General features: G+C 69.5%; 24 protein-coding genes, 4 tRNA genes and 1 pseudogene. 8 read left to right on the top strand and 21 right to left on the bottom strand.

Annotation, left to right across the window (positions count from 1 at the left end; genetic code table 11):
* The 3 genes from Q8Q71_RS05470 to Q8Q71_RS05460 form a co-directional block, all read right to left on the bottom strand.
* Nucleotides 1-476: GTP-binding protein (locus Q8Q71_RS05470; protein ID WP_305758630.1), on the bottom strand; the 476-nt coding region annotated here is incomplete at its 3' end.
* A 47-nt stretch (nucleotides 477-523) separates the two neighbouring features.
* Nucleotides 524-597, bottom strand: a tRNA-Gly gene (locus Q8Q71_RS05465).
* Between the two features lie 77 nt (nucleotides 598-674).
* Nucleotides 675-758, bottom strand: a tRNA-Tyr gene (locus Q8Q71_RS05460).
* Between the two features lie 146 nt (nucleotides 759-904).
* On the opposite strand from Q8Q71_RS05460, the gene rlmB reads away from it, so the two are divergent.
* Nucleotides 905-1825 carry a 23S rRNA (guanosine(2251)-2'-O)-methyltransferase RlmB gene (gene rlmB, locus Q8Q71_RS05455; RefSeq protein WP_305758629.1) on the top strand — a complete coding sequence of 307 codons (921 nt, stop codon included), beginning with the start codon at nucleotides 905-907 and terminating at the stop codon, nucleotides 1823-1825.
* A 55-nt stretch (nucleotides 1826-1880) separates the two neighbouring features.
* Nucleotides 1881-2720, top strand: coding sequence for a TerC family protein (locus Q8Q71_RS05450; protein ID WP_305758628.1), 840 nt, complete (start codon nucleotides 1881-1883; stop codon nucleotides 2718-2720).
* Between the two features lie 55 nt (nucleotides 2721-2775).
* Here the strand turns inward: Q8Q71_RS05450 and metG are convergent, their stop codons facing one another.
* From metG to Q8Q71_RS05435, 3 genes are all read right to left on the bottom strand, one after another.
* Complete coding sequence (gene metG / locus Q8Q71_RS05445) at nucleotides 2776-4482, bottom strand: methionine--tRNA ligase (protein WP_305758627.1); 1707 nt, start codon at nucleotides 4480-4482, stop codon at nucleotides 2776-2778.
* A gap of 187 nt (nucleotides 4483-4669) precedes the next feature.
* Nucleotides 4670-6043: an MATE family efflux transporter gene (locus tag Q8Q71_RS05440; protein ID WP_305758626.1), complete on the bottom strand. Its 1374-nt coding sequence runs from the start codon at nucleotides 6041-6043 to the stop codon at nucleotides 4670-4672.
* Between the two features lie 89 nt (nucleotides 6044-6132).
* The gene (locus Q8Q71_RS05435) at nucleotides 6133-6603 is read right to left on the bottom strand and encodes an OsmC family protein (RefSeq protein WP_305758625.1); all 471 of its coding nucleotides are present in this window, start codon (nucleotides 6601-6603) and stop codon (nucleotides 6133-6135) included.
* Between the two features lie 108 nt (nucleotides 6604-6711).
* Between Q8Q71_RS05435 and Q8Q71_RS05430 the strand changes: the two genes are divergently transcribed.
* The gene (locus Q8Q71_RS05430; protein WP_305758624.1) at nucleotides 6712-8304 is read left to right on the top strand and encodes a carboxyl transferase domain-containing protein; all 1593 of its coding nucleotides are present in this window, start codon (nucleotides 6712-6714) and stop codon (nucleotides 8302-8304) included.
* Here the strand turns inward: Q8Q71_RS05430 and Q8Q71_RS05425 are convergent, their stop codons facing one another.
* Together Q8Q71_RS05425 and Q8Q71_RS05420 are read right to left on the bottom strand one after the other, a co-directional pair.
* A complete protein-coding gene (locus Q8Q71_RS05425; protein WP_305758623.1) occupies nucleotides 8305-8664 on the bottom strand; it encodes a DUF2200 domain-containing protein in 360 nt (119 codons plus the stop codon).
* Nucleotides 8665-8769: 105 nt separating this feature from the next.
* Complete coding sequence (locus Q8Q71_RS05420; protein WP_305758622.1) at nucleotides 8770-9090, bottom strand: hypothetical protein; 321 nt, start codon at nucleotides 9088-9090, stop codon at nucleotides 8770-8772.
* A gap of 152 nt (nucleotides 9091-9242) precedes the next feature.
* On the opposite strand from Q8Q71_RS05420, the gene Q8Q71_RS05415 reads away from it, so the two are divergent.
* Genes Q8Q71_RS05415 through Q8Q71_RS05405 form a run of 3 tightly spaced genes read left to right on the top strand, consistent with a single transcriptional unit; the run spans nucleotide 9243 to nucleotide 13234 of the window.
* On the top strand, nucleotides 9243-10142 hold the full coding sequence (locus Q8Q71_RS05415; RefSeq protein WP_305758621.1) for an enoyl-CoA hydratase-related protein: 900 nt from the start codon (nucleotides 9243-9245) through the stop codon (nucleotides 10140-10142).
* An 18-nt stretch (nucleotides 10143-10160) separates the two neighbouring features.
* Complete coding sequence (locus Q8Q71_RS05410; protein WP_305758620.1) at nucleotides 10161-11276, top strand: DUF3667 domain-containing protein; 1116 nt, start codon at nucleotides 10161-10163, stop codon at nucleotides 11274-11276.
* A gap of 35 nt (nucleotides 11277-11311) precedes the next feature.
* Complete coding sequence (locus Q8Q71_RS05405; RefSeq protein WP_305758619.1) at nucleotides 11312-13234, top strand: acetyl/propionyl/methylcrotonyl-CoA carboxylase subunit alpha; 1923 nt, start codon at nucleotides 11312-11314, stop codon at nucleotides 13232-13234.
* 184 nt (nucleotides 13235-13418) lie between these two features.
* Here the strand turns inward: Q8Q71_RS05405 and Q8Q71_RS05400 are convergent, their stop codons facing one another.
* Together Q8Q71_RS05400 and Q8Q71_RS05395 are read right to left on the bottom strand one after the other, a co-directional pair.
* A complete protein-coding gene (locus tag Q8Q71_RS05400; RefSeq protein WP_305758618.1) occupies nucleotides 13419-13820 on the bottom strand; it encodes a putative quinol monooxygenase in 402 nt (133 codons plus the stop codon).
* A gap of 57 nt (nucleotides 13821-13877) precedes the next feature.
* Nucleotides 13878-14069 (bottom strand): DUF2892 domain-containing protein, encoded by a 192-nt coding sequence (locus Q8Q71_RS05395; protein ID WP_305758617.1) that lies wholly within the window; start codon nucleotides 14067-14069, stop codon nucleotides 13878-13880.
* Between the two features lie 132 nt (nucleotides 14070-14201).
* Here Q8Q71_RS05395 and Q8Q71_RS05390 point away from each other — a divergent pair, with 132 nt between their 5' ends.
* Nucleotides 14202-14588, top strand: coding sequence for a DUF1489 domain-containing protein (locus tag Q8Q71_RS05390; RefSeq protein ID WP_305758616.1), 387 nt, complete (start codon nucleotides 14202-14204; stop codon nucleotides 14586-14588).
* 47 nt (nucleotides 14589-14635) lie between these two features.
* Nucleotides 14636-16486: a patatin-like phospholipase family protein gene (locus tag Q8Q71_RS05385; RefSeq protein WP_305758615.1), complete on the top strand. Its 1851-nt coding sequence runs from the start codon at nucleotides 14636-14638 to the stop codon at nucleotides 16484-16486.
* Between the two features lie 244 nt (nucleotides 16487-16730).
* Here Q8Q71_RS05385 and Q8Q71_RS05380 read toward each other — a convergent pair.
* The 11 genes and pseudogenes from Q8Q71_RS05380 to infA all read right to left on the bottom strand — a co-directional run.
* Nucleotides 16731-17150 (bottom strand): annotated as a pseudogene (locus Q8Q71_RS05380) (methyltransferase domain-containing protein); the annotation flags it as partial.
* Between the two features lie 28 nt (nucleotides 17151-17178).
* Nucleotides 17179-17255: transfer RNA gene (locus Q8Q71_RS05375), tRNA-His, on the bottom strand.
* A 69-nt stretch (nucleotides 17256-17324) separates the two neighbouring features.
* The gene (locus Q8Q71_RS05370; protein WP_305758614.1) at nucleotides 17325-18065 is read right to left on the bottom strand and encodes a M48 family metallopeptidase; all 741 of its coding nucleotides are present in this window, start codon (nucleotides 18063-18065) and stop codon (nucleotides 17325-17327) included.
* Nucleotides 18066-18192: 127 nt separating this feature from the next.
* On the bottom strand, nucleotides 18193-18906 hold the full coding sequence (locus tag Q8Q71_RS05365; RefSeq protein ID WP_305758613.1) for an energy transducer TonB: 714 nt from the start codon (nucleotides 18904-18906) through the stop codon (nucleotides 18193-18195).
* Between the two features lie 14 nt (nucleotides 18907-18920).
* On the bottom strand, nucleotides 18921-19358 hold the full coding sequence (locus Q8Q71_RS05360; protein WP_305758612.1) for a biopolymer transporter ExbD: 438 nt from the start codon (nucleotides 19356-19358) through the stop codon (nucleotides 18921-18923).
* Nucleotides 19359-19363: 5 nt separating this feature from the next.
* Nucleotides 19364-20263: a tonB-system energizer ExbB gene (exbB, locus tag Q8Q71_RS05355; RefSeq protein WP_305758611.1), complete on the bottom strand. Its 900-nt coding sequence runs from the start codon at nucleotides 20261-20263 to the stop codon at nucleotides 19364-19366.
* Nucleotides 20264-20646: 383 nt separating this feature from the next.
* A tRNA-Phe gene (locus Q8Q71_RS05350) sits at nucleotides 20647-20722 on the bottom strand.
* A 64-nt stretch (nucleotides 20723-20786) separates the two neighbouring features.
* Nucleotides 20787-20951, bottom strand: a complete 165-nt coding sequence (locus tag Q8Q71_RS05345) for a DNA gyrase inhibitor YacG (RefSeq protein ID WP_305758610.1) — start codon at nucleotides 20949-20951, stop codon at nucleotides 20787-20789.
* A gap of 2 nt (nucleotides 20952-20953) precedes the next feature.
* Nucleotides 20954-21985, bottom strand: a complete 1032-nt coding sequence (locus tag Q8Q71_RS05340; protein WP_305758609.1) for an RNA-binding protein — start codon at nucleotides 21983-21985, stop codon at nucleotides 20954-20956.
* Nucleotides 21982-22557: a nucleoside triphosphate pyrophosphatase gene (locus tag Q8Q71_RS05335; RefSeq protein WP_305758608.1), complete on the bottom strand. Its 576-nt coding sequence runs from the start codon at nucleotides 22555-22557 to the stop codon at nucleotides 21982-21984. The genes Q8Q71_RS05340 and Q8Q71_RS05335 overlap by 4 nt, the downstream gene beginning before the upstream one ends.
* Before the next feature lie 10 nt (nucleotides 22558-22567).
* Nucleotides 22568-22789, bottom strand: a complete 222-nt coding sequence (gene infA / locus Q8Q71_RS05330; RefSeq protein ID WP_013269122.1) for a translation initiation factor IF-1 — start codon at nucleotides 22787-22789, stop codon at nucleotides 22568-22570.
* Nucleotides 22790-22855: the final 66 nt, after the last annotated feature.

The raw sequence follows: 22855 nt of genomic DNA, 5'->3' as shown, positions 1-22855 counted from the left end.
TTGGTCAAGAGCTCCCGCACTTCCATCTCGACGAGCTCCAAGAGGTCCTTGTCCGCCGTGTCGCACTTGTTGAGGAACACCACGATGTGCGGCACGTTGACCTGGCGCGCCAGCAGCACGTGCTCCCGGGTCTGCGGCATGGGGCCGTCGGCGGCCGAGACCACCAGGATGGCGCCGTCCATCTGGGCCGCCCCAGTGATCATGTTCTTGATGTAGTCGGCATGCCCCGGGCAGTCGACATGCGCGTAGTGGCGCTTCTCGGTCTGGTACTCCACATGCGCGGTGTTGATGGTGATGCCGCGTGCTTTTTCTTCCGGCGCCGCATCGATCTGGTCGTAGTTCTTCGCCTCGCCGCCGTACTTCTTCGCCAGGATGTGCGTCATCGCCGCCGTCAGCGTCGTCTTGCCGTGGTCCACGTGACCGATCGTGCCGATGTTGCAGTGCGGCTTGTTACGTTCGAACTTTTCCTTGGCCATGGCCAAAACTCCTGTGGCCCGGAAGAGGGCGTTGCATCACCGAAATCTGGAGCGGGGAGACGGAATCGAACCGACATATTCAGCTTGGAAGGCTGCTGTACTACCATTGTACTATACCCGCACGGAGACCGCGTCGGCCCTTCCGGGCGTCCGCGGCCGATCCTCATCGTCGTCCGGGGCCGTCGTTTCGAAAGCGCGTGGTGGGGGAAGCAGGACTCGAACCTGCGAAGCTTACGCAGGGGATTTACAGTCCCCCCCCTTTGCCGCTCGGGACATTCCCCCAGCGCGTTTTTCGAACCGTCGGACCGTCTCTTCGTTCCTCTTTCGAGGGCGAGTCGACAAAAGCTCTCGGTGTCCCGCGTCGCCTGAGTTAGGAGGGGCGCCAGACCCGAAAGCCCTCAGGGCTCCAAATCGGAGGGCGTCTTATAGTGTCGCAAAATCGAGAACGCAACGACCGGAAATCGGGCAAAAAACCGGCTTTCGGCGGCAAGTCCGCGGCCCGTTCCGACGGCCCCGGAGCGGGCGCCAAGGGGCCGGCCGCGGGCGGCCCCGACCGCGGCGGCTGGAACCCCAATCCCAGGGCGAAGGCCTTTTCCGATTCCGCCCCGCGTCCGTCGCGGGCGAAAGCCGACGCCGACAATTTTGTCTGGGGCCGCCATCCGGTCATCGCCGCCCTGGCCAATCCGGCCCGCAAGGGCATGGGCCGGCTGCTGGCGACCGCCGACCGTGCGGCCGAGCTGGAGCGCGACAAGCTGGCCCATGGCCACCGGATCGAGATCATCGAGGTCCAGGCCCTGGACCGGATGCTGCCCCCCGGCGCGGTGCATCAGGGCCTCGCCTTCAAGGTCCAGCCGCTGGAGGGCGTGGCCCTGGAGGATATCGCCGATCCGGCGTCCGGCGTCATCGTCATGCTGGACCAGCTGACCGATCCCCAGAACGTCGGCGCCGTCTTCCGTTCGGCCCTCGCCTTCGGCGCCAAGGGCATCGTGGTCCAGGACCGCCATTCGCCCGCCCTCGCCGGAGCCCTGGCCAAGGCCTCCGCCGGCGCCACCGAACGCCTGCCCTGCGCCCGGGTGACCAATCTGAGCCGCGCGCTGGAGCGTCTGGCCGACCTCGGCTGGCGCGCCGTGGGGCTGGACGGCTCGGCCGGGCTGACGCTGGAGCAGGCCTTGGACGCGCGACCCACCGTGCTGGTCATGGGTTCGGAAGGCGACGGCATCCGCCGGCTGGTGGCCGAACACTGCGACACCATGGCCCGCATCCCCATGCCCGGCGGTTTCGAGAGCCTGAACGTTTCAAACGCGGCGGCCGTGGCCCTGTATGAGGCCAGCCGCAAACAGACGTCGTGACCGCTTGCCCGATCACCGCTTGATCCCGCCCCGTTCCCTGCCCTAGACGCGCGCCATGGAATTCCTCTCGTCTCCCGAACTCGCCAGCCAGGCCTCGGCCCTCGGCCAGGTGCTGATGATCGACCTGGTGCTGGCCGGCGACAACGCCGTCGCCGTGGGCCTGGCCGCCGCCGCCCTCGCGCCCGAGCAGCGCAAGAAGGCGATCCTGATCGGTCTCGCCGCCGCCGTCGTCCTGCGCATCGGCTTCGCCCTGATCACCGTGCAGCTGCTGGCCATCATCGGCCTGCTTCTGGCGGGCGGCGTCCTGCTGCTGTGGGTCTGCTGGAAGATGTGGCGCGAACTGCAGGAGCAGCGCACCCACGATCAGGCCGAGGCCGAGGCCGAGCTGGAAACCGCCCTGTCCGCCCACCATGGCGGCGGCCCGCCTCCGGAAGCCCTGGGCATCAAGCGCAAGAGCTTCGGCGCGGCCCTGCTCCAGATCATGATCGCCGACGTCACCATGTCGCTGGACAACGTTCTCGCGGTGGCCGGCGCGGCGCACGAGCATCCGGTGATCATGGTCTTCGGCCTGATCCTGTCCATCGCCCTGATGGGCGTGGCCGCGACCTTCATCGCCAAGCTGCTGACCAAACACCGCTGGATCGGCTACGTCGGCCTGGCCATCGTGCTCTACGTCGCCCTGCACATGATCTGGGACGGCGCGCGCTCGGTCGTGGTGCGCACCGGAAACACCGAGCCATTCAACGCCTCGGCCCCGGCCTTCCTCGAGATCTCGCCGAAGGAGGTCGAGGAGTTCCAGCGCGGGACGACGCCTCCGGCTCCGACCGCGGCCACGTCGTCAGCCGCCCCGCCGGCGGCGGCGGTCCGGCCCGCCCCGGCGACGCCGGCCCCGTAAGCAAAAAGGCCCGGAGCGATCCGGGCCTTTTCCTTTTCCGGCGATTGCCCGGCCCTCAGGCGTCGGCCCCGCCGAACCGCTCGCTCCACTCCGCCACCTGGCTGTCCTCGATCTTGACGAACAGCACGCTGGCGGCCGCCACCGTCTGACCGCGGGGCAGGACGTCCAGCAGCGCCTCGTCCGCCGCCGGCCACGACAGGTCCGTCGCTCCCACGGTCGCGGCGATCTTCTCCGCCGAGAACGGCATCACCGGCGCCGCCAGCCGGGCGAACAGGGCGACCAGGTTCAGCCCGGTGCGCACCCCGACCGCCGCGCGGTCCACATCGGTCTTGAAGGCGGTCCAGGGCGCGGCCTCCTGCAGATATTCATTGCCCAGCACCCAGACGGCGCGCAGGGCCTGGCAGGCCTTGCGGAACTCCATCGCCTCGAAGGCGGCCGTGGCCTCGGCGATCCCGGCGGCGACGTCGGCCTCCAGCTTCGCTTCCAGCGGCCCGGGCTCGCCCCCCTCGGGGACCGCGCCGCCGAATTTCGACTCCGCGAACTTGACGATGCGGTTGACGAAATTGCCCAGCACATCGGCCAGGTCCTTGTTGGTCGAGGCCTGGAAATCCTCCCAGGTGAAGGCCGAATCCGAATGCTCGGGCCCATAGGCGGTCAGGCGCCAGCGCCAGACGTCGGCCGGCAGCAGCTCCAGCGCCTGGTCCATGAAGACGCCGCGCTTCTGGCTGGTCGAAAATTTCCCGCCGTACCAGTTCAGCCAGTTGAAGGCCTTCAGCGTGTCGACCGTCTTCCACGGTTCGCCCGAGCCGAGGATGGTCGCCGGGAAGCTGACGGTGTGGAAGGCGACATTGTCCTTGCCCATGAACTGGACATAGCGGACGTCGTCCGCCCCCTCGTCCGTCCGCCACCAGTCGCGCCACGTCCGGCCCGTCGCCTCGGCCCACTCCTCGGTGGCGCCGATGTATTCGATCGGGGCGTCGAACCAGACGTAGAAGACCTTGCCCTCCATGCCCGGGCGGGGCCCGCCGTCCGGCCCCACCACCGGCACGCCCCATTTCAGGTCGCGGGTGATGCCGCGGTCGATCAACCCCTCGTCGAGATGTTTGAGGGCGATCGAGCGGGCCAGGGTCTGCCAGTCGGCCTTCGATTCAATCCAGGCCCGGATGCGCTCGGCCAGCTTGGTCTGCAGCAGATACAGGTGCCGCGTATCGCGCACCTCGAGGTTCCTGGAGCCCGACACCGCCGAATAGGGATCAATCAGATCGGTCGGGTCCAGCAGCCGCCCGCAGTTGTCGCACTGGTCGCCGCGTGCGCCGACGTGGCCGCAGTGCGGACAGGTGCCCTCGACATAGCGGTCGGGCAGGAAGCGGGCGTCGTCGACCGAATAGATCATCCGGTCGACCCGTTCCTCGATCAGGCCATTCTTCTCCAGCACCTCGGCGAAATGCTGGGTCAGCCGGTGGTTCGGCGCGTTCGATGAGCGGCCGAACCAGTCGTAGCTGAGGCCGAAGGCCTGACCCGCCGCCTTCTGGATCTCGTGCTGCTCGTCGCAATAGGTCCGCACGTCCTGGCCGGCGGCCGCGGCGGCCAGCTCGGCCGGGGTGCCGTGCTCGTCGGTGGCGCAGATGTAGAGCACCTCATGGCCCTGCGCCCGCTTGAACCGGGCCCAGACATCCGCCGGCAGCATGGAACCTGCCAGATTCCCCAGATGCTTGATGCCGTTGATGTACGGCAGCGCCGAGGTGATGAGGATGCGGGCCATGGGAATCCGTGTCTTGGGGAGGCGACGGATATAGAGGGCCAAACGCCGGGCGGCAAAGGCTGCGTTCCTTCTCCCCCTGCGGAAGAAGGTGGCCCGCGCAGCGGGTCGGATGAGGGGTTGCGCAGGCGGTCTCCTCACCGGACACATGGGACCGCTAGTTGGTAAGGCCGGCGTGACCCCTCATCCGTCAGGCCTGCGGCCTGACACCTTCTCCCGCAGGGGGAGAAGGAAGGCGTCTGGCCACCCGCACGAACCGCCCCGTCAGCAGCGCCGACGACACCAGGCTGGCGATGATCACCGCCCAGACCAGGCCGTTGACGCCGATCTCGTGCGCGAACCACCAGCCCAGCGGCATCATGATCAGGCTGTAGGCGGCGAAATGCATGATCGTCGGCCACCAGACGTCGCCCGCGGCGCGGTTGGCCGAGGCCGAGACCACCTGGATGCCGTCGGCGACGAAGAACAGGGTCGTCAGCACCAGCGCCGGGATCACCACGGCCAGCAGCTCGGGATCGCGGTTGTAGGCGCTGGCGATCAGGGGCGCGCCCGGCCAGACGGCCAGCGCCACCGCCAGGGTCAGGGCGATGACCACGCCGATCCCGACCAGGCCGGCGCGCAGCACGCCCCGCCCATCCCGGGCCCCGTAGGCGCGGCCGACGAGCACCGCCGTCGCCGACGACAACCCCATCGGAACCATGAAGACGATGGCCGAGACGTTCAGCACGATGGCCCAGGCCGAGGTCTCGATCGCCCCCAGCTGGCCGGCGATGAAGGTCATGGCCGCGAAGGCGCCGACCTCGATGAAATACGAACTGCCGGCGCCGTAGCCGATCTTGCGCTGCTCGCGCTCGTCGGCGCGGTTGCGGGCCGGACGGCGGAACACGCCCAGCGCCCGCGCCTCGGGCAGACGGGCGATATAGACCAGCAGGAAGACCGCCAGCGAGGTCCGGGCGAAGAAGGTGGCCCAGGCCGAGGCCACGGCGCCGTCGATCCCGAGGCCAAGTATGTCCGGCACCAGCAGCAGGTTCAGCGCCAGATTGACTCCGTTGGCGATCCACATGGCCCACATGCCGGCACGCGGCCGGTGCAGGGCCTCGAGGAAGAATTGCGCCGCCACGCTGACCAGATAGCCGGGCATGGAGAGGGCGAAGACCACCAGCACCGGCGAGGCCCCCTCGCCCAGCCCCGGCGCCAGTCCCATGTGCTTCAGCGCCCACGGACCGATCAGGATCAGGCCGATCATCGCAGTCACGCCCAGCTGGAGTGAGTAGGTCACGCCCCGGCGCAGCACGCCGCCGACCTCGCCGCGCCGGCCCTCGCCGATCAGGCGGGCGGTCATGACCTGCACCCCCATCATCAGGCCGACGGCGGTGGTGACGACGATGGCGGTGGGGGCCAGCGCCAGCGAGCTCCAGGCCAGCTCCAGGCTCGAGTAGTTGCCGACCACGATCACGTCGGTCAGCCCCATGGTCATGATGCCGATGCGCGCCAGCACCACCGGCCACGCCAGATGCAGCAGCTCGCGCAGGGTCGTCCGGGTCTGGGTGTCGAAGCCGGTCATGGGAGGCGCGACAGGCCATGGGCCGGGCGGCGGGTCAAGCCGGGTTCGTCCGCTCCTGCCATAAGGAGACCTGACCCCGGCGCCGGGCCTCAGATTTCCTCGTAGGTCGCCTCGTAGCTCACGGGGAAATTCACCGAGCGCGAGATGAAACAGTAGGCGTGGACCTCCGCGTGGATCGCGTCCGCCCGGGCCAGGTCGGCGCCCTTCTCCACGGTGATCCTCGGCCGCAGGGTCGCCCGCAGGAAGCGGCCGGCGCCGTTGGGGGCGGTTTCGCCCACCCCGACCGGCTGGTCCACATAGCCGCGCACCACGATCCCCGCCTTGCTGGCCAGATGCAGGTACCAGAGCATGTGACAGGCCGACAGGGCGGAGATCAGCAGGTCTTCCGGGTTCGCCTTCGTCGGGTCTCCGCCCAGCAGGGGATCGTTGGAGCAGTGGACGACCGCCTTGCCCGGGGTCTCGATGTCCCAGGTCCGGTCGTATCCGCGGTAATGCCTGGTCCCCTCGCCGCGGTCGCCGGTCCAGCGGATGGCGGCCGTGTACTCGTGCTCCCCGGACATGCGACGCGCCTCCTGCTTCTGGCCTGCACAGGGACCTATGGGTCGGCGCCGCAAGGGTCAAGCGGGCGCGCCCTTCCCCCGTCGCCGGAACCGACCTAAACCGGCCCCATGCCCAAGCTGACGTCCGCCATCGATCGCAACAGCCCGGCCTTCAAGGCGCTGGAGGCCCATAATCGCGCCCTGCGCGACGAGCTGCACGCCCGCGTGGCCGAGGCGGCCCTCGGCGGCCCGGAAAAATCCCGCGAACGCCACGTCGCCCGCGGCAAGCTCCTGCCCCGCGACCGGGTCGAGCGGCTGCTGGACCCCGGCTCGCCCTTCCTCGAGATCGGCCAGCTGGCCGCCTGCGACATGTACAAGGGCGAGGCGCCCGGGGCCGGCATGATCTGCGGCGTCGGCCGGGTCTCGGGCCGCGAGGTCATGATCGTCGCCAACGACCCGACGGTGAAGGGCGGCGCCTATTTCCCGATGACGGTGAAGAAGCACCTGCGGGCCCAGGAGATCGCCGAACAGAACCGCCTGCCCTGCGTCTACCTGGTCGATTCCGGCGGCGCCAACCTGCCCCACCAGGCCGAGGTCTTCCCCGACCGCGACCATTTCGGCCGCATCTTCTTCAACCAGGCGAGGATGTCGGCCAGGGGCATCCCCCAGATCGCCTGCGTCATGGGCAGCTGCACCGCCGGCGGCGCCTATGTCCCCGCCATGTCGGACGAGAGCGTCATCGTCCGCGAGCAGGGCACCATCTTCCTCGCCGGCCCCCCGCTGGTGAAGGCCGCCACCGGCGAGGTCATCTCGGCCGAGGAACTGGGCGGCGCCGAGACCCACGGCCGCCGCTCCGGCGTGGTCGACTATGTCGCCGAAAACGACGAACACGCGCTCGAGATCGTCCGCACCATCGTCGACAGCCTGAACACGGTGAAGCGCGTCGATCTCGACGTGCGCGAGCCGAAAGCGCCCGCCTTCGACGCCGAGGAGCTGTACGGCCTGATCCCCGACGACGTCCGCGCCCCCTATGACGTGCGCGAGGTCATCGCCCGGATCGTCGACGGCTCGGACTTCGACGAGTTCAAGGCCCTGTACGGCACGACCCTGGTCTGCGGCTTCGCCCGCATCTGGGGCTATCCGGTCGCCATCCTGGCCAACAACGGCGTGCTGTTCTCCGAGAGTGCGCTCAAGGGCGCCCACTTCATCGAACTGGCCTGCAAGCGGAAGATCCCGCTGGTCTTCCTGCAGAACATCTCGGGGTTCATGGTCGGCGGCAAATACGAGGCCGAGGGCATCGCCAAGAACGGCGCCAAACTGGTCACCGCCGTCTCTTCCGCCGAGGTGCCCAAATTCACCGTCCTGATCGGCGGCAGCTTCGGGGCCGGCAACTACGGCATGTGCGGCCGCGCCTTCGGCCCGCGCTTCCTGTTCACCTGGCCGAACAGCCGGATCAGCGTCATGGGCGGCGAACAGGCCGCGGCGGTGCTGGCCACCGTCCACCGCGACGCCGACAGCTGGACCCCGGAACAGGCCGAGGCCTTCAAGGCCCCGATCCGCCGGAAATACGAGGACGAGGGCAATCCGTACCACGCCACCGCCCGCCTCTGGGACGACGGGGTGATCGACCCGGTCCAGACGCGGGACGTGCTGGGCCTGGCGATCTCGGCCTCGCTGAATGCGCCCATTCCGGAGACGACGTTCGGCGTGTTCCGGATGTAGTCAGGGCTCCCGCAGCACCTTCTCCATCGCCTTCCCGTTCGCCACCTCGTCGACCAGTTTGTCGAGGTGGCGCACCTCCCGCATGAACGGGTCCTCGATCTCCTCGACCCGGTGGCCGCAGATCATCCCGGTGATCAGGAAGCGGTTCGGGTTCATCGCCGGCGCCTCGGCGAAGAAGGTCTCGAAGTCGGTCTTCGCCTCCAGCAGCGCCTCGAGCTCGTCCTGCGAATAGCCCGTCAGCCAGCGGATGACCTGATCGACCTTCGCCCGCGTCTGGCCCTTCCTCTCCGCCTTGGCGACATAGTGGACGTAGACGCTGGCCACGCTCATACGGCGGACCCGGTCAGTCGCACTCGCCATCAGGTCAGCTCCGAATTCCATGCGGGGCGGCCAGGCGTTATACCGCCAAATCCGCGCGGCGACCCGGCCCGGTCCGATTTTCGGGCTCGCGGCGTTCGCGGCTGATCAGAAGGTGATCGGCCGCACCGGCTCGTCCAGCGCCCAGCGGTAGGAGTCCGGACCGAACGGCAGGTCGAACAGGTGCGGGGCCTCGCCGCCCGGTTCCGGATGGGCGTGCAGTTCGAAGGCCGACAGCAGGGCGCGGCGCGCGCGCTCGGCTGCGGGACCCTGGACGCCCTTGCGCTGCAGGATGCGGCCGATGACCACGTCGCGATGGGCGGCGCCGCCCTGGGCCTTCAGCTGTTCGCGGATCTCGGCGGCCAGTCTGGCCTTGGCCGGCGTCAACCTGGCCTGCTTGCGGATGCGTTGGGCGGCTGGTTGCGACATGCGGTGACCTCGTCCCCGGGACGGTCCTCGTTAACCCTTCGGTCATCAAGACGAGCCGCGCCGGCCTGTCAAGATAACCCCGATCTTCGAGCCGGCGCGCTGCCATTTTCCGCGCGATGCATTACACACGCGGCAGCCGCAAAGGACCGATCATGACCAAGCCGACCGAAGCCGACCTGAACGCCCTGGACATCACCCCGGGCGAGGCCGCCGAGATCAACGCCATCTCCCATCCGCTGCTGGCCGATCCGGCGCCGGACGCCAACGACGACCTGGTTCGGATCGACTCGACCACGGACGGCACGGTCTTCGTCACCATCAACCGTCCGGACAAGCGCAACGCCTTCGACGCTCCCACCATCGCCGCCCTCTACGAGGCGTTCGAGACCCTTCAGGGCGCCGACCATGTGCGGGTGGTCTTCATCCGGGGCGCCGGCGGAACCTTCAGCGCCGGAGCCGATCTCGGCTGGATGGCGGACGCCGCCGAATGGAGCGAGAGCGACAACCGCGACGACGCCATGGGTCTGGCGAAGATGCTCAAGGCCCTGCATGACGTCCCGGCCCTGACCGTGGCCATCGTCGAGGGCGCGGCCATGGGCGGCGGGGCCGGCATCGTCGCCGCCTGCGACATGGCCGTGGCCGTCAAGGGAACGAAATTCGCCTTCTCCGAGGTTAAGCTCGGCCTGATACCGGCGACCATCGCCCCCTATGTGGTCGAGGCCGTCGGCGCCCGCACGGCCCGGGCCCTGTTCATGACCGCCGACCTGTTCGACGCGGACGCCGCGAAATCGTTCGGCCTCGTCGGCCATGTGCTGGACAGCGCCGACCAGATCGACGGCTTTGTCACCGCCTTCGCCGACTCCATGCGCGCCTGCGCCCCCGGCGCGGTGGGCGAGGCCAAGCGGCTGGTCAACCACGTCGCCGGCCACCGCATCGACCACGCCCTGATGGAGGAAACGGCACGGCGCATCGCCCGCGCCCGGGTGTCCGCCGAGGGTCAGGAGGGGGTGCGCGCCTTCCTCGAAAAACGTAAACCGGGCTGGACGCAGTAGGATTCGACGGGGGGCGGCATGTCCGGGGAATTGGAGACGGCGGCGCTGGCCTCGGGCGGCGGCTGGCTGAAGTGGAAGCGCGAGCACGCGGACATTCCGCCCGGCACGCCCTGCGCCAACTGCGAGACTCCCCTTGAGGGGACCTACTGCCATGTCTGCGGACAGCTGGCCGAGGACTTCCACAAGTCGATCTGGAAGCTGACGGTCGAGGCGGTCGAATCCCTGCTCCACCTCGACGGACGGCTGTTCAAGACCCTGCCCGCCCTGCTGCGCCGGCCCGGCCAGCTGACGCGCGACTATCTGGACGGCAAGCGGGCCTACCAGGTCCAGCCCTTCCGCATGTTCCTGGTCATCCTGCTGATCGCCTTCTTCGTCGGCCACGCCGCGACCAAGGCCGGCGGCGGCCACGAGGCCGAAGCAGACCATGCTGAATCGCCCGCCGCCGCGACCGGACCCGAAACGATCGTCAACGGTCGGGTTATCACGCCCGGCAGCGAGGCCCTGGCCGATTTCGAGCGCGAGGTCATGGCCGATCCGGACCTGACCGAGGCCGAAAAACAGACCCAGCTCGCCGCCGCGCGGGGCGACTGGATCGGCTTCAGCCGCAGCCTGACCGCCGACGTCACGGAGAAGGCGCGCGAGAACGCCGCCGACGCGCCGAAGATGGCGGACGGCGCCGACGCCGAGAATCTTCGCAGTCTGCAGCACTGGTTCGACGCCCGCATGCAGGCCGTGCGCGACGACCCGGCGCGCTTCGCCCTGATCCTCGAGATCTGGGGCCACCGCGTCGCCATCCTGGCCCTGCCCGTCTCGGCCCTGATGCTGACGATCCTGTTTGCCTTCAACCGGCGCTACTACGTCTTCGACCACGTCATCTTCTCGATGCATTCGCTGTCGTTCCAGCTCCTGCTGCTGACGCTGATCATGGCCCTGGGCATTCTGACGCCGCTGGCCTGGTGGCTGCTCTGGCTCGCGCCCGTGCACCTGTATCTGCACATGAAGGGCGCCTATCAGCGCAGCGTCATCGGCACCCTGGCGCGGATGTTCGTCCTGTTCACCCTGACGACGGTGACCTTCACCCTGCTGGCCCTGCTGTGGCTGTATCTCGGCTTCAACGAGATGGCGGGTCACTGATGGTGGCGGCGGCGGTCTGCGGCTAGAGAGGCGACATGTTCAGCTCCGTCCTGGTCGCCAATCGCGGCGAGATCGCCTGCCGCGTCTTCCGCACCGCCCGAGCGATGGGCATTCGCACCATCGCGGTCTATTCCGAGGCCGACGCCGACGCCCTGCACGTCCGCGAGGCCGACGAAGCCGTCCTGATCGGTCCGGCCCCGGCGCGCGAATCCTATCTGGACGCGGCCAAGGTGCTGGCCGCCGCGAAACAGACCGGCGCCGAGGCCATCCACCCCGGCTACGGCTTCCTGTCCGAGAACGCCGACTTCGCCGAGGCCGTGGCGGCCGCCGGCATCGTCTGGATCGGCCCCAAGCCCGCCTCGATCCGGGCCATGGGCCTGAAGGACGCCGCCAAGACCCTGATGATCGAGGCCGGCGTGCCGGTCACCCCCGGCTATCTCGGCGAGGACCAGTCGCTCGAACGCCTGCAAAGGGAGGCCGACGCCATCGGCTATCCGGTGCTGATCAAGGCCGTCGCCGGCGGCGGCGGCAAGGGCATGAAGAAGGTTGATCGGGCCGAAGACTTCGCCGACGGCCTCGCCAGCGCCCAGCGCGAGGGCCAGTCCTCCTTCGGCGACCCGCGCGTCCTGATCGAGAAATACATCACCCGGCCGCGCCACATCGAGGTGCAGGTGTTCGGCGATCGCCACGGCAACGTGGTCCACCTCTATGAACGCGACTGCTCGCTCCAGCGCCGCCACCAGAAGGTGATCGAGGAGGCTCCGGCCCCCGGCATGGACGCCGCGACGCGCAAGGCCGTCACCGACGCCGCCGTCCGCGCCGCGAAAGCCGTGAACTACGAGGGCGCCGGCACCATCGAATTCATCGCCGACGCCTCGGACGGGCTCAGGGCCGACCGCATCTGGTTCATGGAGATGAACACCCGGCTGCAGGTCGAACACCCGGTCACGGAAGAGGTCACCGGCGTCGACCTGGTCGAATGGCAGTTTCGCGTCGCGGCGGGCGAGCCGATCCCGCTGAAGCAGGCCGACATCCCCCTGAACGGCTGGGCCATGGAGGCGCGGCTGTACGCCGAGGACCCGGCCAACGGGTTCCTGCCGAGCATCGGGCGGCTGGAGCATTTCGTGATGCCCGGAGCCTCATACCGGTATCCGACATCTCAGGATGTCCGGATCGACACGGGCGTCCGGCAAGGCGGGGAAGTCAGCCAGTTCTACGATCCGATGATCGCGAAGTTGATCGTGCACCGGGACACGCGCGAAGAGGCCGCAGCCGACCTTGCTGGGGCCTGTGGCGAGGTCGAGGTCTGGCCGGTCCGTACCAATGCGGCGTTCCTGAAACGCTGTCTCGAGCATCGACGATTCGTCGCCGGTGACGTGGACACAGGGTTCATTGGGGCGGAGGAGGCGAATCTCATGCCCATCCCGCTCTCTCCCGCCGGCCTCCAGGGAGCCGCCCGCATTCTGCGCTTTGGCGATGGCGTACGCGGCTACGACACCCAGAGCCCGTGGGAGCACTGGAGCGAAATTGCCGGACTTAGGATGAATGGCTCACCCTTTCTGCGTCAGACGGTGTTTGTCGATGGCCAGCTCAAGGAGATCGCGATCGACAACGATGTCGCTGCTGCCGATCGTCATTTCGAGCCCTCCAGCGGTACGACAATCTACTTCGAGGATGGCGGGCCGCATCAGGTGTCGTTGCTCTCTCCCCGGGGCTCAGCCTCCGGCCCCGCCGCCGACGGCGCCCTTCGCGCGCCCATGCCCGGCAAGATCGTCGCCACTCCGGTCAAGCCCGGCGACACGGTCGCCAAAGGCCAGCCCGTCGTGGTGCTGGAAGCCATGAAGATGGAGCACGCCCTCGTCGCCCCGTTCGACGGCGTGGTCGGCGAGATCAGCGTCACGGTCGGGGATCAGGTGCCGGCGGACGCGGTGCTGGCCGTGGTCACGACCGACGGCTGACCTTACCCGCCCCCCGCCGCCGCCACCTCCTCCACCGTCATCCTCGGGCTTGACCCGAGGATCAGACCCTCTGGTGCGGGGTGGACAGACAGGCGGTCAAGCTCGTTGGGCCGTCACGGACGCATGGTCCGCTCCCACGTCTGATCCTCGGGTCAAGCCCGAGGATGACGGACAGGGGGACGGATCAGGCTGTTGTCGAGCCCAGCCCCACGCCACCCACAGGCGTCGTCACCTGCGCGTCGTCGAAGGTGGCGATCAGCGGCATGCCCCGGCGGATCGCCTCCTTGACCTCGGGAACCTGCAGCGACGCCCGGTGCGCGGCCTCGTCGGTCCACACCTCGGTCACCCAGATCGCGTCCGCGTCCGCCGGGTCGTGGGCGACGATGTAGCTGAGGCAGCCGGGCATCCGCCCCAGGCCCTCCAGCAGGATCGCGGTCAGGGCGTCGCGCTGGCCCGCCGTCGCCGTCATCCTGCCGATCAGTCCGTACATGGCGCGCCCGTTCGTCCCCGCGCTCGCGCCGGGGGCGAAGCCGAGCGTCGCCAGTCCGGCGGCGCCCGCGATCACCCTGCGTCGTCCGAGTCGCATGCCGACTCCTTACCCCGCCCGCCGGAGCTTGTCTCGCCGGGGCCGGGCCTGAACGGACTATCGCCGTCGGCAGGTCCGGATGCCCAGCATCGTATAGAGCGGGCACGTCCCGAACAGGCCGGTCAGCAGCGGCACGAGCCCGACCCAGCCCCAAGGCGTCTGGGGGCCGACAAAGACGATGCCGATCAGGCCGAGCCCGACCATGACCCTCAGAATTCGATCCAGTCCGCCGACATTGGCCTTGAACATGATGTATCTCCCGCGATGCGTTCGTCGATGTTGGGCGCCGCTGGCGTCGCGCGCATTGACCGAGAGCAAATTTCGGACGCGGAACAGGGCGGGCGCCGCCGGAACGGGAAAGAGGGTCGCTTGCCGCTTCACATGATCAAGCTCTGCGTCGGCGTGGCGAAGGTGGAGACGCTGGAGCGGCGCGCGGCCAGGGGCGAATGGCTGACGGTCCACACCCGGATGACGCCCAAGCGGGCGGCGGAGCTGGAAGACGGCGGCTCCCTCTACTGGGTGATGAAGGGCTCCGTCGTCTGCCGCATGCCGATCCTCGACATCGCCACAAAGGGCGAAGGCAAGGCCTCGATGTGCCACATCAAGCTGTCGCCCGACGTCGTCCGCACCGCGCCCCAGGCCCGTCGGCCCTTCCAGGGCTGGCGCTATCTGGAGGCGAAGGACGCGCCGCCGGACCTGTCCTCGCTGGACGCCGGCGACGTGCCGGAGGACCTGGCGAAGCGGTTGCGCGACATGGGGGCGTGGTGATGGCCCTCCCCTCGCTAATCTCCATCGACTCCCGCTAGGCTGCCGCCATGCCCGCCCCGCGCTCCGATCGCCTCGAGGACGCCCTGCACCGCATCTTCGAGGGCGGAAAGAACACGCGCGCCAGCTGGTTCGCCCTGACCGGCGGCGAGACCCTGTTCGCCGAGGGGGATGTCGCGGACACCCTTTATCTGGTGCGATCAGGCCGTCTGGGCGTGTTCCGCCGCGATCCCGCCGAGGACCGGCCGCCCCAGTTCGTCGGCGTCATCCGCCCCGGCGAACCGGCCGGCGAAATGGCCATGCTGGCCGGCACGGTCCACACCGCCGACGTCGTCGCCCTTCGCGACTCCGAGGTGCTGGCCCTGCCCCGCGACGCCTTCTTCGAGGCCGCCCGCACCGAGCCCGACCTGATGGTCGAGCTGTCGCGGCTGATGATCCAGCGCGCCCGCGACCGGCGCTCGGGCGGCGGCGAGCCCAGCGTGTTCGGCTTCATCTCGGCCCGGCCCCGTCCGATCCGCGCCTTCGTCGAGCGGATCGCCGCCTCGATCGAGGCCGACGGCTTCACCTGCCAGGTCATCGACCACTCGGCCCTGGCCTCGGCCGCCGAATGGTTCAGCCGGGTCGAGGACACCCACGACTTCGTCCTCTACGTCGCCGAGATGGACGAACCCGCCTGGGCCGCCCTGTGCGCGCGCCAGGTCGACCGGGTCTTCGTCGTCGGGGCCGGCCTGATGGCGCCGCCCAACCGCCCGATGCCGCACGCCGGGGTGCTGGACGCCCAGCGCCGCACCGACCTGATCCTGTTGCGCGACCCGCGCATGGTCCGGCCCGCCAACACGGCCGTCTGGCTGGACGCGGTCCAGCCCGGCCGCTGGTTCCAGGCGGTCGAGGGCGACCAGGCCGACGCCGACCGCATGGGGCGGGTGATCACCGGCTCCGCCGTCGGCGTGGTCATGTCCGGCGGCGGCGCCCGGGCCTATTCCCACATCGGCGCGCTACGGGCCCTGCACGAGGCGGGCGTGCCGATCGATTTCGTCGGCGGTTCGTCCATGGGCGCGGTCATCGCCGCCGGCCCGGCCCTCGGCTGGACCCAGGAGGAGCTGGAGGCCCGCATCCGCAAGGCCTTCGTCGACAGCGACCCCCTGTCCGACCTGGCCTTTCCCATGCTGGCCATGACCCGGGCGAAGAAGGTCGACCGGCTGCTGGAGGACGCCTATGGCGACATCGACCTGGCCGACCTGTCGCGGCCGTTCTTCGCCGTCTCCACCAATCTCACCAGCGGCAAGATCGAGGTCCACCGGCGCGGCCTGATGCGGCGCGCCATGCGGGCCTCCATCGCCATTCCGGGCCTCCTGCCGCCCATCGTCATCGACGGCCAGGTGCTGGTCGACGGGGCGGTGCTGAAGAACCTGCCGACCGATGTCATGCGCCAGATGCACAGCGGGCCGATCATCGGCGTCGACATGTCCGAGGCCCGCGGGGTGGACCCGGACCTGATCGAGCATCCCCCCTCGATCTGGCGGCTGATCGCCACCGGGGCCTGGCGGCGCGGACCGCCCATCGTCTCCATCCTGATGCGCTCGGCCACCCTGACCACGGACGCCGACATCGAGACCTCGCGCGGGGCCACCGACGTGCTGATCCAGCCCAGGCCGGACGGGCTCGACATCCGCGACTGGAAGGGGTTCGACGCCGGCGTCTCGGCCGGCTATCGCGCCGCCCGGGAAGTACTGGACAAGCTGGACGGGCCGGTCACCGGCCTGCGCCGCCGTCGGCCGGTCAGCGACGCCGAGCCGTCAGGAACAGGCGCGGAAAAGGCAACAGGGTCACGCCGTCCGGACGGGCCGGAAACGCCTCGCAAAGCCGCGCGCCGAGGGCGGAAAGAAAAGCCGTCCGCATAGCGGGCGCCTCGAGCGCCGTCAGATACGGGCGAAGGGCGGTTCCCCGCATCCACTCCAGCACGGGATCGCGACCGGTCAGGGCGTGCAGATAGGTCGTCGACCAGATGTCGATGTCTTCGCAGTCCTCGGCCAGCACGGCGTAATAGGCCTCGGGCGTCAGCAGGGGGGCGATGGTCGCGACCGTCTCCAGCGCTCCCGCCCAGGGGCCTTCGGCCGCGACCGCCCGCATCAGGGCGTGATGCCGCGTCTCGTGCGCCATCGGCATCTGCACCGCCAGGACGCCGCCCGGCGCCAGCGCCCCGACCAGCCGCCGCAGCAGGCCCGGGTGGTCGGGCAGCCAGTGCAGCGAGGCGTTGGCCAGGACCAGGTCCGCCGGCGCGTCCGGGCTCCAGCCCGCGATGTCGCCCTGACGCCAGTCCACCCCGGCGCCGAGGGCGCGCGCACGCGCCAGCATGTCCGCGCTGGAATCCAGCCCGTGCACTGCGGCCGCGGGGTGTCGTCGCTTCAGCAGGGCCGCGTGCTGGCCCGCGCCGCAGCCCAGGTCCCAGACCTCGCGCGGCTCCAGGTCGCCGGGCAGGCGCAGCAGCAGGTCCAGGGCGGCGCGGTCGCGCTCGGCCTCGAAGCGGCGGTATTGTTCGGGATCCCAGACGGGCGCGTCGGTCATGCCGCGGGACGCTCCACGAGGTGGGAGATGGTACCGCCTCTCAGGCTTGAACTGAGGACCTCCGGTTCCACAAACCGGCGCTCTAACCAACTGAGCTAAGGCGGCGCGCTGTCGCGAGCGGCGTGTCTAGCGGGGTCTCGGTCGCCGATCAAGCCGGGTTCTGGGTTCCGGCCCCTAACTCCAGCCCTTGCTCGCAATATAGGCTTCCAGCGCCGCGATGCGGCTGGCGTCGGACGGGTGGGTCGAGGCGAACTCCGGCGTCGATCCCTGCCGCTGCGCCGCCATCAGCCGCCACAGGGCGACGGCTTCCGACGGCCGGTAGCCCGCGCGCTGAAGATAGTCGACGCCGAGCCTGTCGGCCTCCAATTCGTGATTGCGCGAGAACGGCAGCAACACGCCCAGCTGGGCGCCCAGCCCGCCGATGGCGCCGGCCGCGCGGGCCTGATCCCCGGCCAGGCCCTGGCCGGCCCGGATCACCGTGCTGGCGATGGCCGAGGTCGAATAGCGCTCGGCGGCGTGGCGGGCGACGACGTGGCCGACCTCGTGGCCCAGCACCGTCGCCAGCTGGTCGTCGTTGCGCGTCAGGGCCAGCAGGCCGGTGGTGACGCCGATCTTGCCCGACGGAAGGACGAAGGCGTTGGGGCTGTCGCTGACGAACAGGGCGTAGTCCCAGCGCCGGTCGCCGAGGCCCGCGGCCTGGACGATGCGCTCGCCGACGCGGCGGATGCGGGCGTTGGCGGCGGCGTCGGTCGAGACTCTCTGGGTCCGCAGCGCCTCGGCCCAGGCCGCGTCGGCCTGCTGCGTCAGGGCGCTGTCGTCGACGATCAGCAACTGGTTTCGTCCGAGGGTCTCGTTGTAGGCGCAGCCTCCCAGCAGTGTGGCGGCGGCGATGGCGGCGATGGCGGCGCGGGTCATGGGTCGTGTCTCCGGGGACGGTCGGGGCGACAACGCGCCGGTCCCCCCAAACGCTCCCGCCCGGCCAGACGAAAACGCCCCGGAGGCGGAACCTCCGGGGCGCTGACGATACACGCGAGGATCAGGCTTACTCGGGGGCCCGGAACCGCACATTGTACTCCACCCGGGCCCCGACGGCGGCGCCGTCGACCGTGCCGGGCGTCACCCGCGAGCGGCGGGCGGCGGCCAGGGCGGCCGCGCCGAAGCCCATGCCCGTGGGGTCTTCCGAGACCACGCGGCAGTCGCTCATGCTGCCGTTCGGCTGCAGGGCGCAGCTGACGCGGACGCGTCCGCCGTCTACGCCGCGCGACAGGGCGCGTTCCGGATATTCCGGCGGCGCTTGACGGGCCCAGGCCGGGTTCGTCACGACCGAGGGACGCGGCGGAGCCGGAGGAGCCGGGGGCGGCGGCGGGCCGGGGACGATGACGGGCGGACCCGTGTATTCGACCCGGTCTTCCTTCTTGGTCGGCTCGATCGGCAGCGTCACCGGAGGCGGCGGCGCGTTGGGAACGAGGACCGGCGGACGCACCTGCAGCTTGGGCGGCGGGGGCGTGTCAGGCGGCGGAGGCGGCGGCGGCGGCGGCGGCGGCGGGATCGGCTCGATGATCTCCACGTCGACGGCGTCGTCGGAATAGTTGACCTCGCGCAACTTGAACCGGGCGTTGATGAAGTAGAAGGCCAGGATGGCGAACAGGATGCTGACGATCAGAATGCTGATCAGCAGCACGCCAGGAGGGACTCCGAGGAAGCCCTTGACCTTCGGCGCGTCGTACCTGGACCGGTGATATTCGATGTCTGTCATGATCTCACCGGTTCCTACTCACGCGCCGTATCTTCACCGACCAGGGCCACGCTGTAGAAGCCGTTGTCCTGGAGCGAGTTCATGACCTGCATGAAGTCGCCGTATCGGGTCGTGCGGTCGGCACGGATGAAGATGCGTTCGTCGGCGGGATTGCGACGTCCGATCTGGGCCGTCAGCTCCGAACCGATCTGGTCCAGTTCGACGGCGCCGTCACCGAGATAGGCCTGCCCGTTGCTCTGGATCGAGATGTAGATCGGAGTCGGCGGGTTAGCCTGGAGCGGAGCAACGGCGCGCGGCAGTTTCACTTCCACGGATGGAGCGGCAAGAGGGGCCGCCACCATGAAGATGATGAGCAGAACCAGCATGATGTCCACGAAGGGCGTGACATTGATCTCGCTGTTCTGCTCGACTTGGTACTTGCCGCCGCCGCCGCCTGAAAGTTTGGCGGCCATCGAGCTTACGCTCCCTTGTCGAGGTTACGCGAGATGGCGTTGGTCAGTTCGGCCGAGAAGCCGTCCGAACGGGTGCCGTACGCCGAGATGCGGGTGTTGAAGTAGTTGTAGAAGATAACCGCCGGGATGGCCGCGAACAGACCGATGCCGGTGGCCAGCAGCGCCTCGGCGATGCCGGGGGCGACGACGGCCAGGTTGGTCGTGTTGGTGTTCGCGATGCCGATGAAGGAGTTCATGATCCCGTACACGGTGCCGAACAGGCCGATGAACGGACCGGTCGAACCCACCGAGGCCATGAATTGCTGGCCGCCCGACAGGCGCTTGGCCAGGCCGGCCTGAACCGCGGCGACGGCTTGCTGGGCGCGCATCAGGGCCGAGTCGGCGTGGTCGCCGGTGACCGAGAGGCCCGCCTGACGGGAAAGCTCGATTTCGTCGGTCGCCGCGGCGGCCATGTCGGCCAGCGGGTTGCCGTCGAACTCGTCCGAGGTGGCCACCCGGCGCATGTCCGCGATGGTGCGGGTCTGGCGGAAGGTTTCCAGGAACTGGTCGGTGCGGCGGTTCAGCGAGCCGAACTCGAAGATCTTGATGAGCAGCAGCACCCAGGTGAAGATCGAGGCCAGAACCAGGCCGATCATCACGGTCTTAACGACCGGGTCGGCGTCCATGAACATGCTGGCCGGGGTCATCTTGCCGTGGCTTTCGCCGCCGACGACGGCGGGAGCGGCCGGGTCCGCCGCCGGAGCGGCTTCGGGAGCGGCCGTGGTCGCGGCGGCGGGAGCCGGAGCGGCGGCGGCGGCGGCCGGATCGGCGGCGGGAGCATCCTGCGCGAGAACCGGCGTGCCGGCCATGAGGACGCCGGCGGCGGCCATGGCCAGGAGGATGTTGGTCTTCTTGATATCGAACATAGTTCGCCAGTTCCTGCTGTTTGGTCTGACTTGTGGAACCCAAAAGAAACGGCCGCAGACGACGACCGTCCTCGATGAAATTCTTGTCCGCGGATGCGGGGTCAAGGAACCCCGATCTCTGGAACGCCTCCTGACGCTTCCGGTTGCCGAATGGCTTCCGGCGCGGCGCCGACAGACTGGGGGAAACCGTTTTCCCCGCCTCCATCAACTGCCCGCAAAGGAACGCGGTCAAGCTCCTTTGGCGAACGCATACCAGAGCGTCAAGTGCGCGACGGCGCTTTTCCCCTCGCAAGGGAGCCAACGCGTCCGAAGCCGAAGATTCCGGCCAAAGGCGACATTTTGATGATGATCGGGCGCCGGTTTCCCCGATCGGGAAAAGGCGATGGTGCCTGGGGGCGGATTCGAACCACCGACACGCGGATTTTCAATCCGCTGCTCTACCAACTGAGCTACCCAGGCAAGCCGTCCGCTCGCGCGAGGGGGGGTCTATAGGCGAGCGGTTCGGGGGTGTCCAGCCGTCCGGTCACTCTTCGTCGTGGTCGCCCTTCGGGACGTCCCCGCCGCTGTCCGGCAGGATGTATCCGCCGGTGAACCAGCGCTGCAGATCGACGTCGGCGCAACGCTTGGAACAGAAGGGTTTGTAGACCGGGTCCGCCGGGTGGCGGCGGCAGATGGGACAGGCGGCCATGGTCATCCCTCTCGCCAGGTGAAGGCGCCCGGCCCGATCGCCGGATCGGCGATCAGATGGGCCCGCGGCCCCAGTTTCGCCACCAGCGGCGCCGCCAGCGCCGCCTCGTCCGGCGCGCAACGCAGGGTGACCCGCGCCGTGGCGGTGTCCGACAGCAGGCTGTGCCTCAGGCTGCGCACCGCATCCTGGGCCCGCTGCGCCGCCCGGCGCCGCCCCCCGGGCTCGCTCAGCACCTCTTCCAGCGGGGTCAGCCGCCACGGCAGGGCCAGTTGCAGCACGCCGAACCGGTTGACCGGCCCGAACACCACCTCCGGATCGCCGCCGAACGCCTGTTTCGCCGCCGCCATGACGACGTCGCCGTCCTGGCCCGTTCCGAGCAGGTCGATCGCCACGAGGCCGCCCCAGCGCTTCAACCGGATCATGCGCGCCGCCGCGAACAGCCCCTGCCGATTCGCCCGCGTCCGCGCCGGCGCCCCGAAGGCCACGCCGGGCGCGGGAGCCAGATCCAGGTCGACCGCGATCAGCGCCCGCGTCCGCTGCACCATCACGTCCAGCCCGGTGTCGGCGAACACTTCGCCGGGCCAGCCCGCCTCCTCCTCCGCGTCCCAGCTGGCCTGAATGGCGGCCAGACCGGTCGCCGGCTCCACGCCCGGGGCCAGCCGCGCCAGGGTCTCGGCCACCGTCGGGCCGGGCGCGACCAGGCGCGGAGCCCCCTGCCCCGGGCCGATCAGGCGCAGCGTCGGCCCCTTGCCCTCGCGCGGCTCGGCCGAAACCTCGACCTCGACCTTCTGTCCGACCGCCAGCCGCTCCTGGCCCCGGAACGGCAGGAAGCCGAACAGCAGCGCGTCCAGATCGACGAAGCCGCCCTTCAGCCCCGGATGGACCTCGGCGATGCGCCCGACGCAGCGCGCGCCGAGCCGGTGTTCGGCCACGTCGTCGTCGCGCTGGATCAGGAGATGTTCGAACCGGCCGTCCCGCGCGATCACGCCCCGGACCTCGCCGGGCGTGTCGTCGAGGAAGACCTCGACGCTCACGGCCGCCAGCCCGCGCCGTTCAGCAGATTGACCGTCTCGAACAGCGGCAGGCCCATGACGGCCGGATAGCTGCCGACCAGACGGGTGACGAAGGCCCCGGCCCGGCCCTGGATGCCGTATCCGCCCGCCTTGCCCCGCCATTCCCCCGAGGCGACATAGGCGGCGATCTCGGCGTCGGACAGAACCTTGAACGACACCCGGGTGTCGACCACCCGCCGCGTCGTGCGCCCGGCGGCGGTCACGGCCACCCCGGTGAAGACCCGGTGATTGCGGCCCGACAGCAGATTCAGGAACCGTGTCGCCTCGGCCTCGTCGGCGGCCTTTTCCAGCAGGCGCCGGCCCACGGCCACCACCGTGTCGGCGGCCAGAACCACCGCGTCCGGCGAGCGGGCGGCGGCGACCTGCGATTTGGCGACGGCCAGCCGCGCGGCGAGGCGCGACGGCGTCTCGTCCTTCAGCGGGGTCTCGTCGATGTCGGCGGGATCGACGCGGTCGGGCGTGATCCCGACCAGCGCCAGCAGTTCGATGCGGCGCGGGCTGGCCGAGGCCAGCACGAGTTCGGGACGCGACAAGCGCGCCCCCTTACTTGAAGCGGTAGGTGATGCGGCCCTTGGTCAGGTCATAGGGCGTCATCTCGACCAGGACCTTGTCGCCGGCCAGCACGCGGATGCGGTTCTTGCGCATCTTGCCCGCCGTGTGGGCGATGATCTCGTGGTCGTTGCCCTCGAGCAGCACGCGGAACGTCGCATTCGGCAGCAGTTCGCTGACGACGCCGGGAAACTCGAGCAGTTCTTCCTTAGCCATGCGGCCTCTCGCGCCCTGTGAATACGAGTCAGGACGCGCGCCGGGCGAAAGCGCGCGTCGAAAAGA

The organism is Brevundimonas sp., from assembly GCF_030704825.1.
Lineage (GTDB): Bacteria > Pseudomonadota > Alphaproteobacteria > Caulobacterales > Caulobacteraceae > Brevundimonas.
The sequence above is the reverse complement of the archived record's forward strand: the minus strand, read 5'-3'. Positions and strand labels throughout refer to the sequence as shown.

Excerpts from the sequence above, each read along its gene's own strand:
- Q8Q71_RS05450 (WP_305758628.1), top strand. The coding sequence starts at position 1,881 with ATGGAATTCCTCTCGTCTCCCGAACTCGCCAGCCAGGCCTCGGCCCTC.
- metG (WP_305758627.1), bottom strand. The coding sequence starts at position 4,482 with ATGGCCCGCATCCTCATCACCTCGGCGCTGCCGTACATCAACGGCATC.
- Q8Q71_RS05440 (WP_305758626.1), bottom strand. The coding sequence starts at position 6,043 with ATGACCGGCTTCGACACCCAGACCCGGACGACCCTGCGCGAGCTGCTG.
- Q8Q71_RS05435 (WP_305758625.1), bottom strand. The coding sequence starts at position 6,603 with ATGTCCGGGGAGCACGAGTACACGGCCGCCATCCGCTGGACCGGCGAC.
- Q8Q71_RS05430 (WP_305758624.1), top strand. The coding sequence starts at position 6,712 with ATGCCCAAGCTGACGTCCGCCATCGATCGCAACAGCCCGGCCTTCAAG.
- Q8Q71_RS05425 (WP_305758623.1), bottom strand. The coding sequence starts at position 8,664 with ATGGCGAGTGCGACTGACCGGGTCCGCCGTATGAGCGTGGCCAGCGTC.
- Q8Q71_RS05420 (WP_305758622.1), bottom strand. The coding sequence starts at position 9,090 with ATGTCGCAACCAGCCGCCCAACGCATCCGCAAGCAGGCCAGGTTGACG.
- Q8Q71_RS05415 (WP_305758621.1), top strand. The coding sequence starts at position 9,243 with ATGACCAAGCCGACCGAAGCCGACCTGAACGCCCTGGACATCACCCCG.
- Q8Q71_RS05410 (WP_305758620.1), top strand. The coding sequence starts at position 10,161 with ATGTCCGGGGAATTGGAGACGGCGGCGCTGGCCTCGGGCGGCGGCTGG.
- Q8Q71_RS05405 (WP_305758619.1), top strand. The coding sequence starts at position 11,312 with ATGTTCAGCTCCGTCCTGGTCGCCAATCGCGGCGAGATCGCCTGCCGC.
- Q8Q71_RS05400 (WP_305758618.1), bottom strand. The coding sequence starts at position 13,820 with ATGCGACTCGGACGACGCAGGGTGATCGCGGGCGCCGCCGGACTGGCG.
- Q8Q71_RS05395 (WP_305758617.1), bottom strand. The coding sequence starts at position 14,069 with ATGTTCAAGGCCAATGTCGGCGGACTGGATCGAATTCTGAGGGTCATG.
- Q8Q71_RS05390 (WP_305758616.1), top strand. The coding sequence starts at position 14,202 with ATGATCAAGCTCTGCGTCGGCGTGGCGAAGGTGGAGACGCTGGAGCGG.
- Q8Q71_RS05385 (WP_305758615.1), top strand. The coding sequence starts at position 14,636 with ATGCCCGCCCCGCGCTCCGATCGCCTCGAGGACGCCCTGCACCGCATC.
- Q8Q71_RS05370 (WP_305758614.1), bottom strand. The coding sequence starts at position 18,065 with ATGACCCGCGCCGCCATCGCCGCCATCGCCGCCGCCACACTGCTGGGA.
- Q8Q71_RS05365 (WP_305758613.1), bottom strand. The coding sequence starts at position 18,906 with ATGACAGACATCGAATATCACCGGTCCAGGTACGACGCGCCGAAGGTC.
- Q8Q71_RS05360 (WP_305758612.1), bottom strand. The coding sequence starts at position 19,358 with ATGGCCGCCAAACTTTCAGGCGGCGGCGGCGGCAAGTACCAAGTCGAG.
- exbB (WP_305758611.1), bottom strand. The coding sequence starts at position 20,263 with ATGTTCGATATCAAGAAGACCAACATCCTCCTGGCCATGGCCGCCGCC.
- Q8Q71_RS05345 (WP_305758610.1), bottom strand. The coding sequence starts at position 20,951 with ATGGCCGCCTGTCCCATCTGCCGCCGCCACCCGGCGGACCCGGTCTAC.
- infA (WP_013269122.1), bottom strand. The coding sequence starts at position 22,789 with ATGGCTAAGGAAGAACTGCTCGAGTTTCCCGGCGTCGTCAGCGAACTG.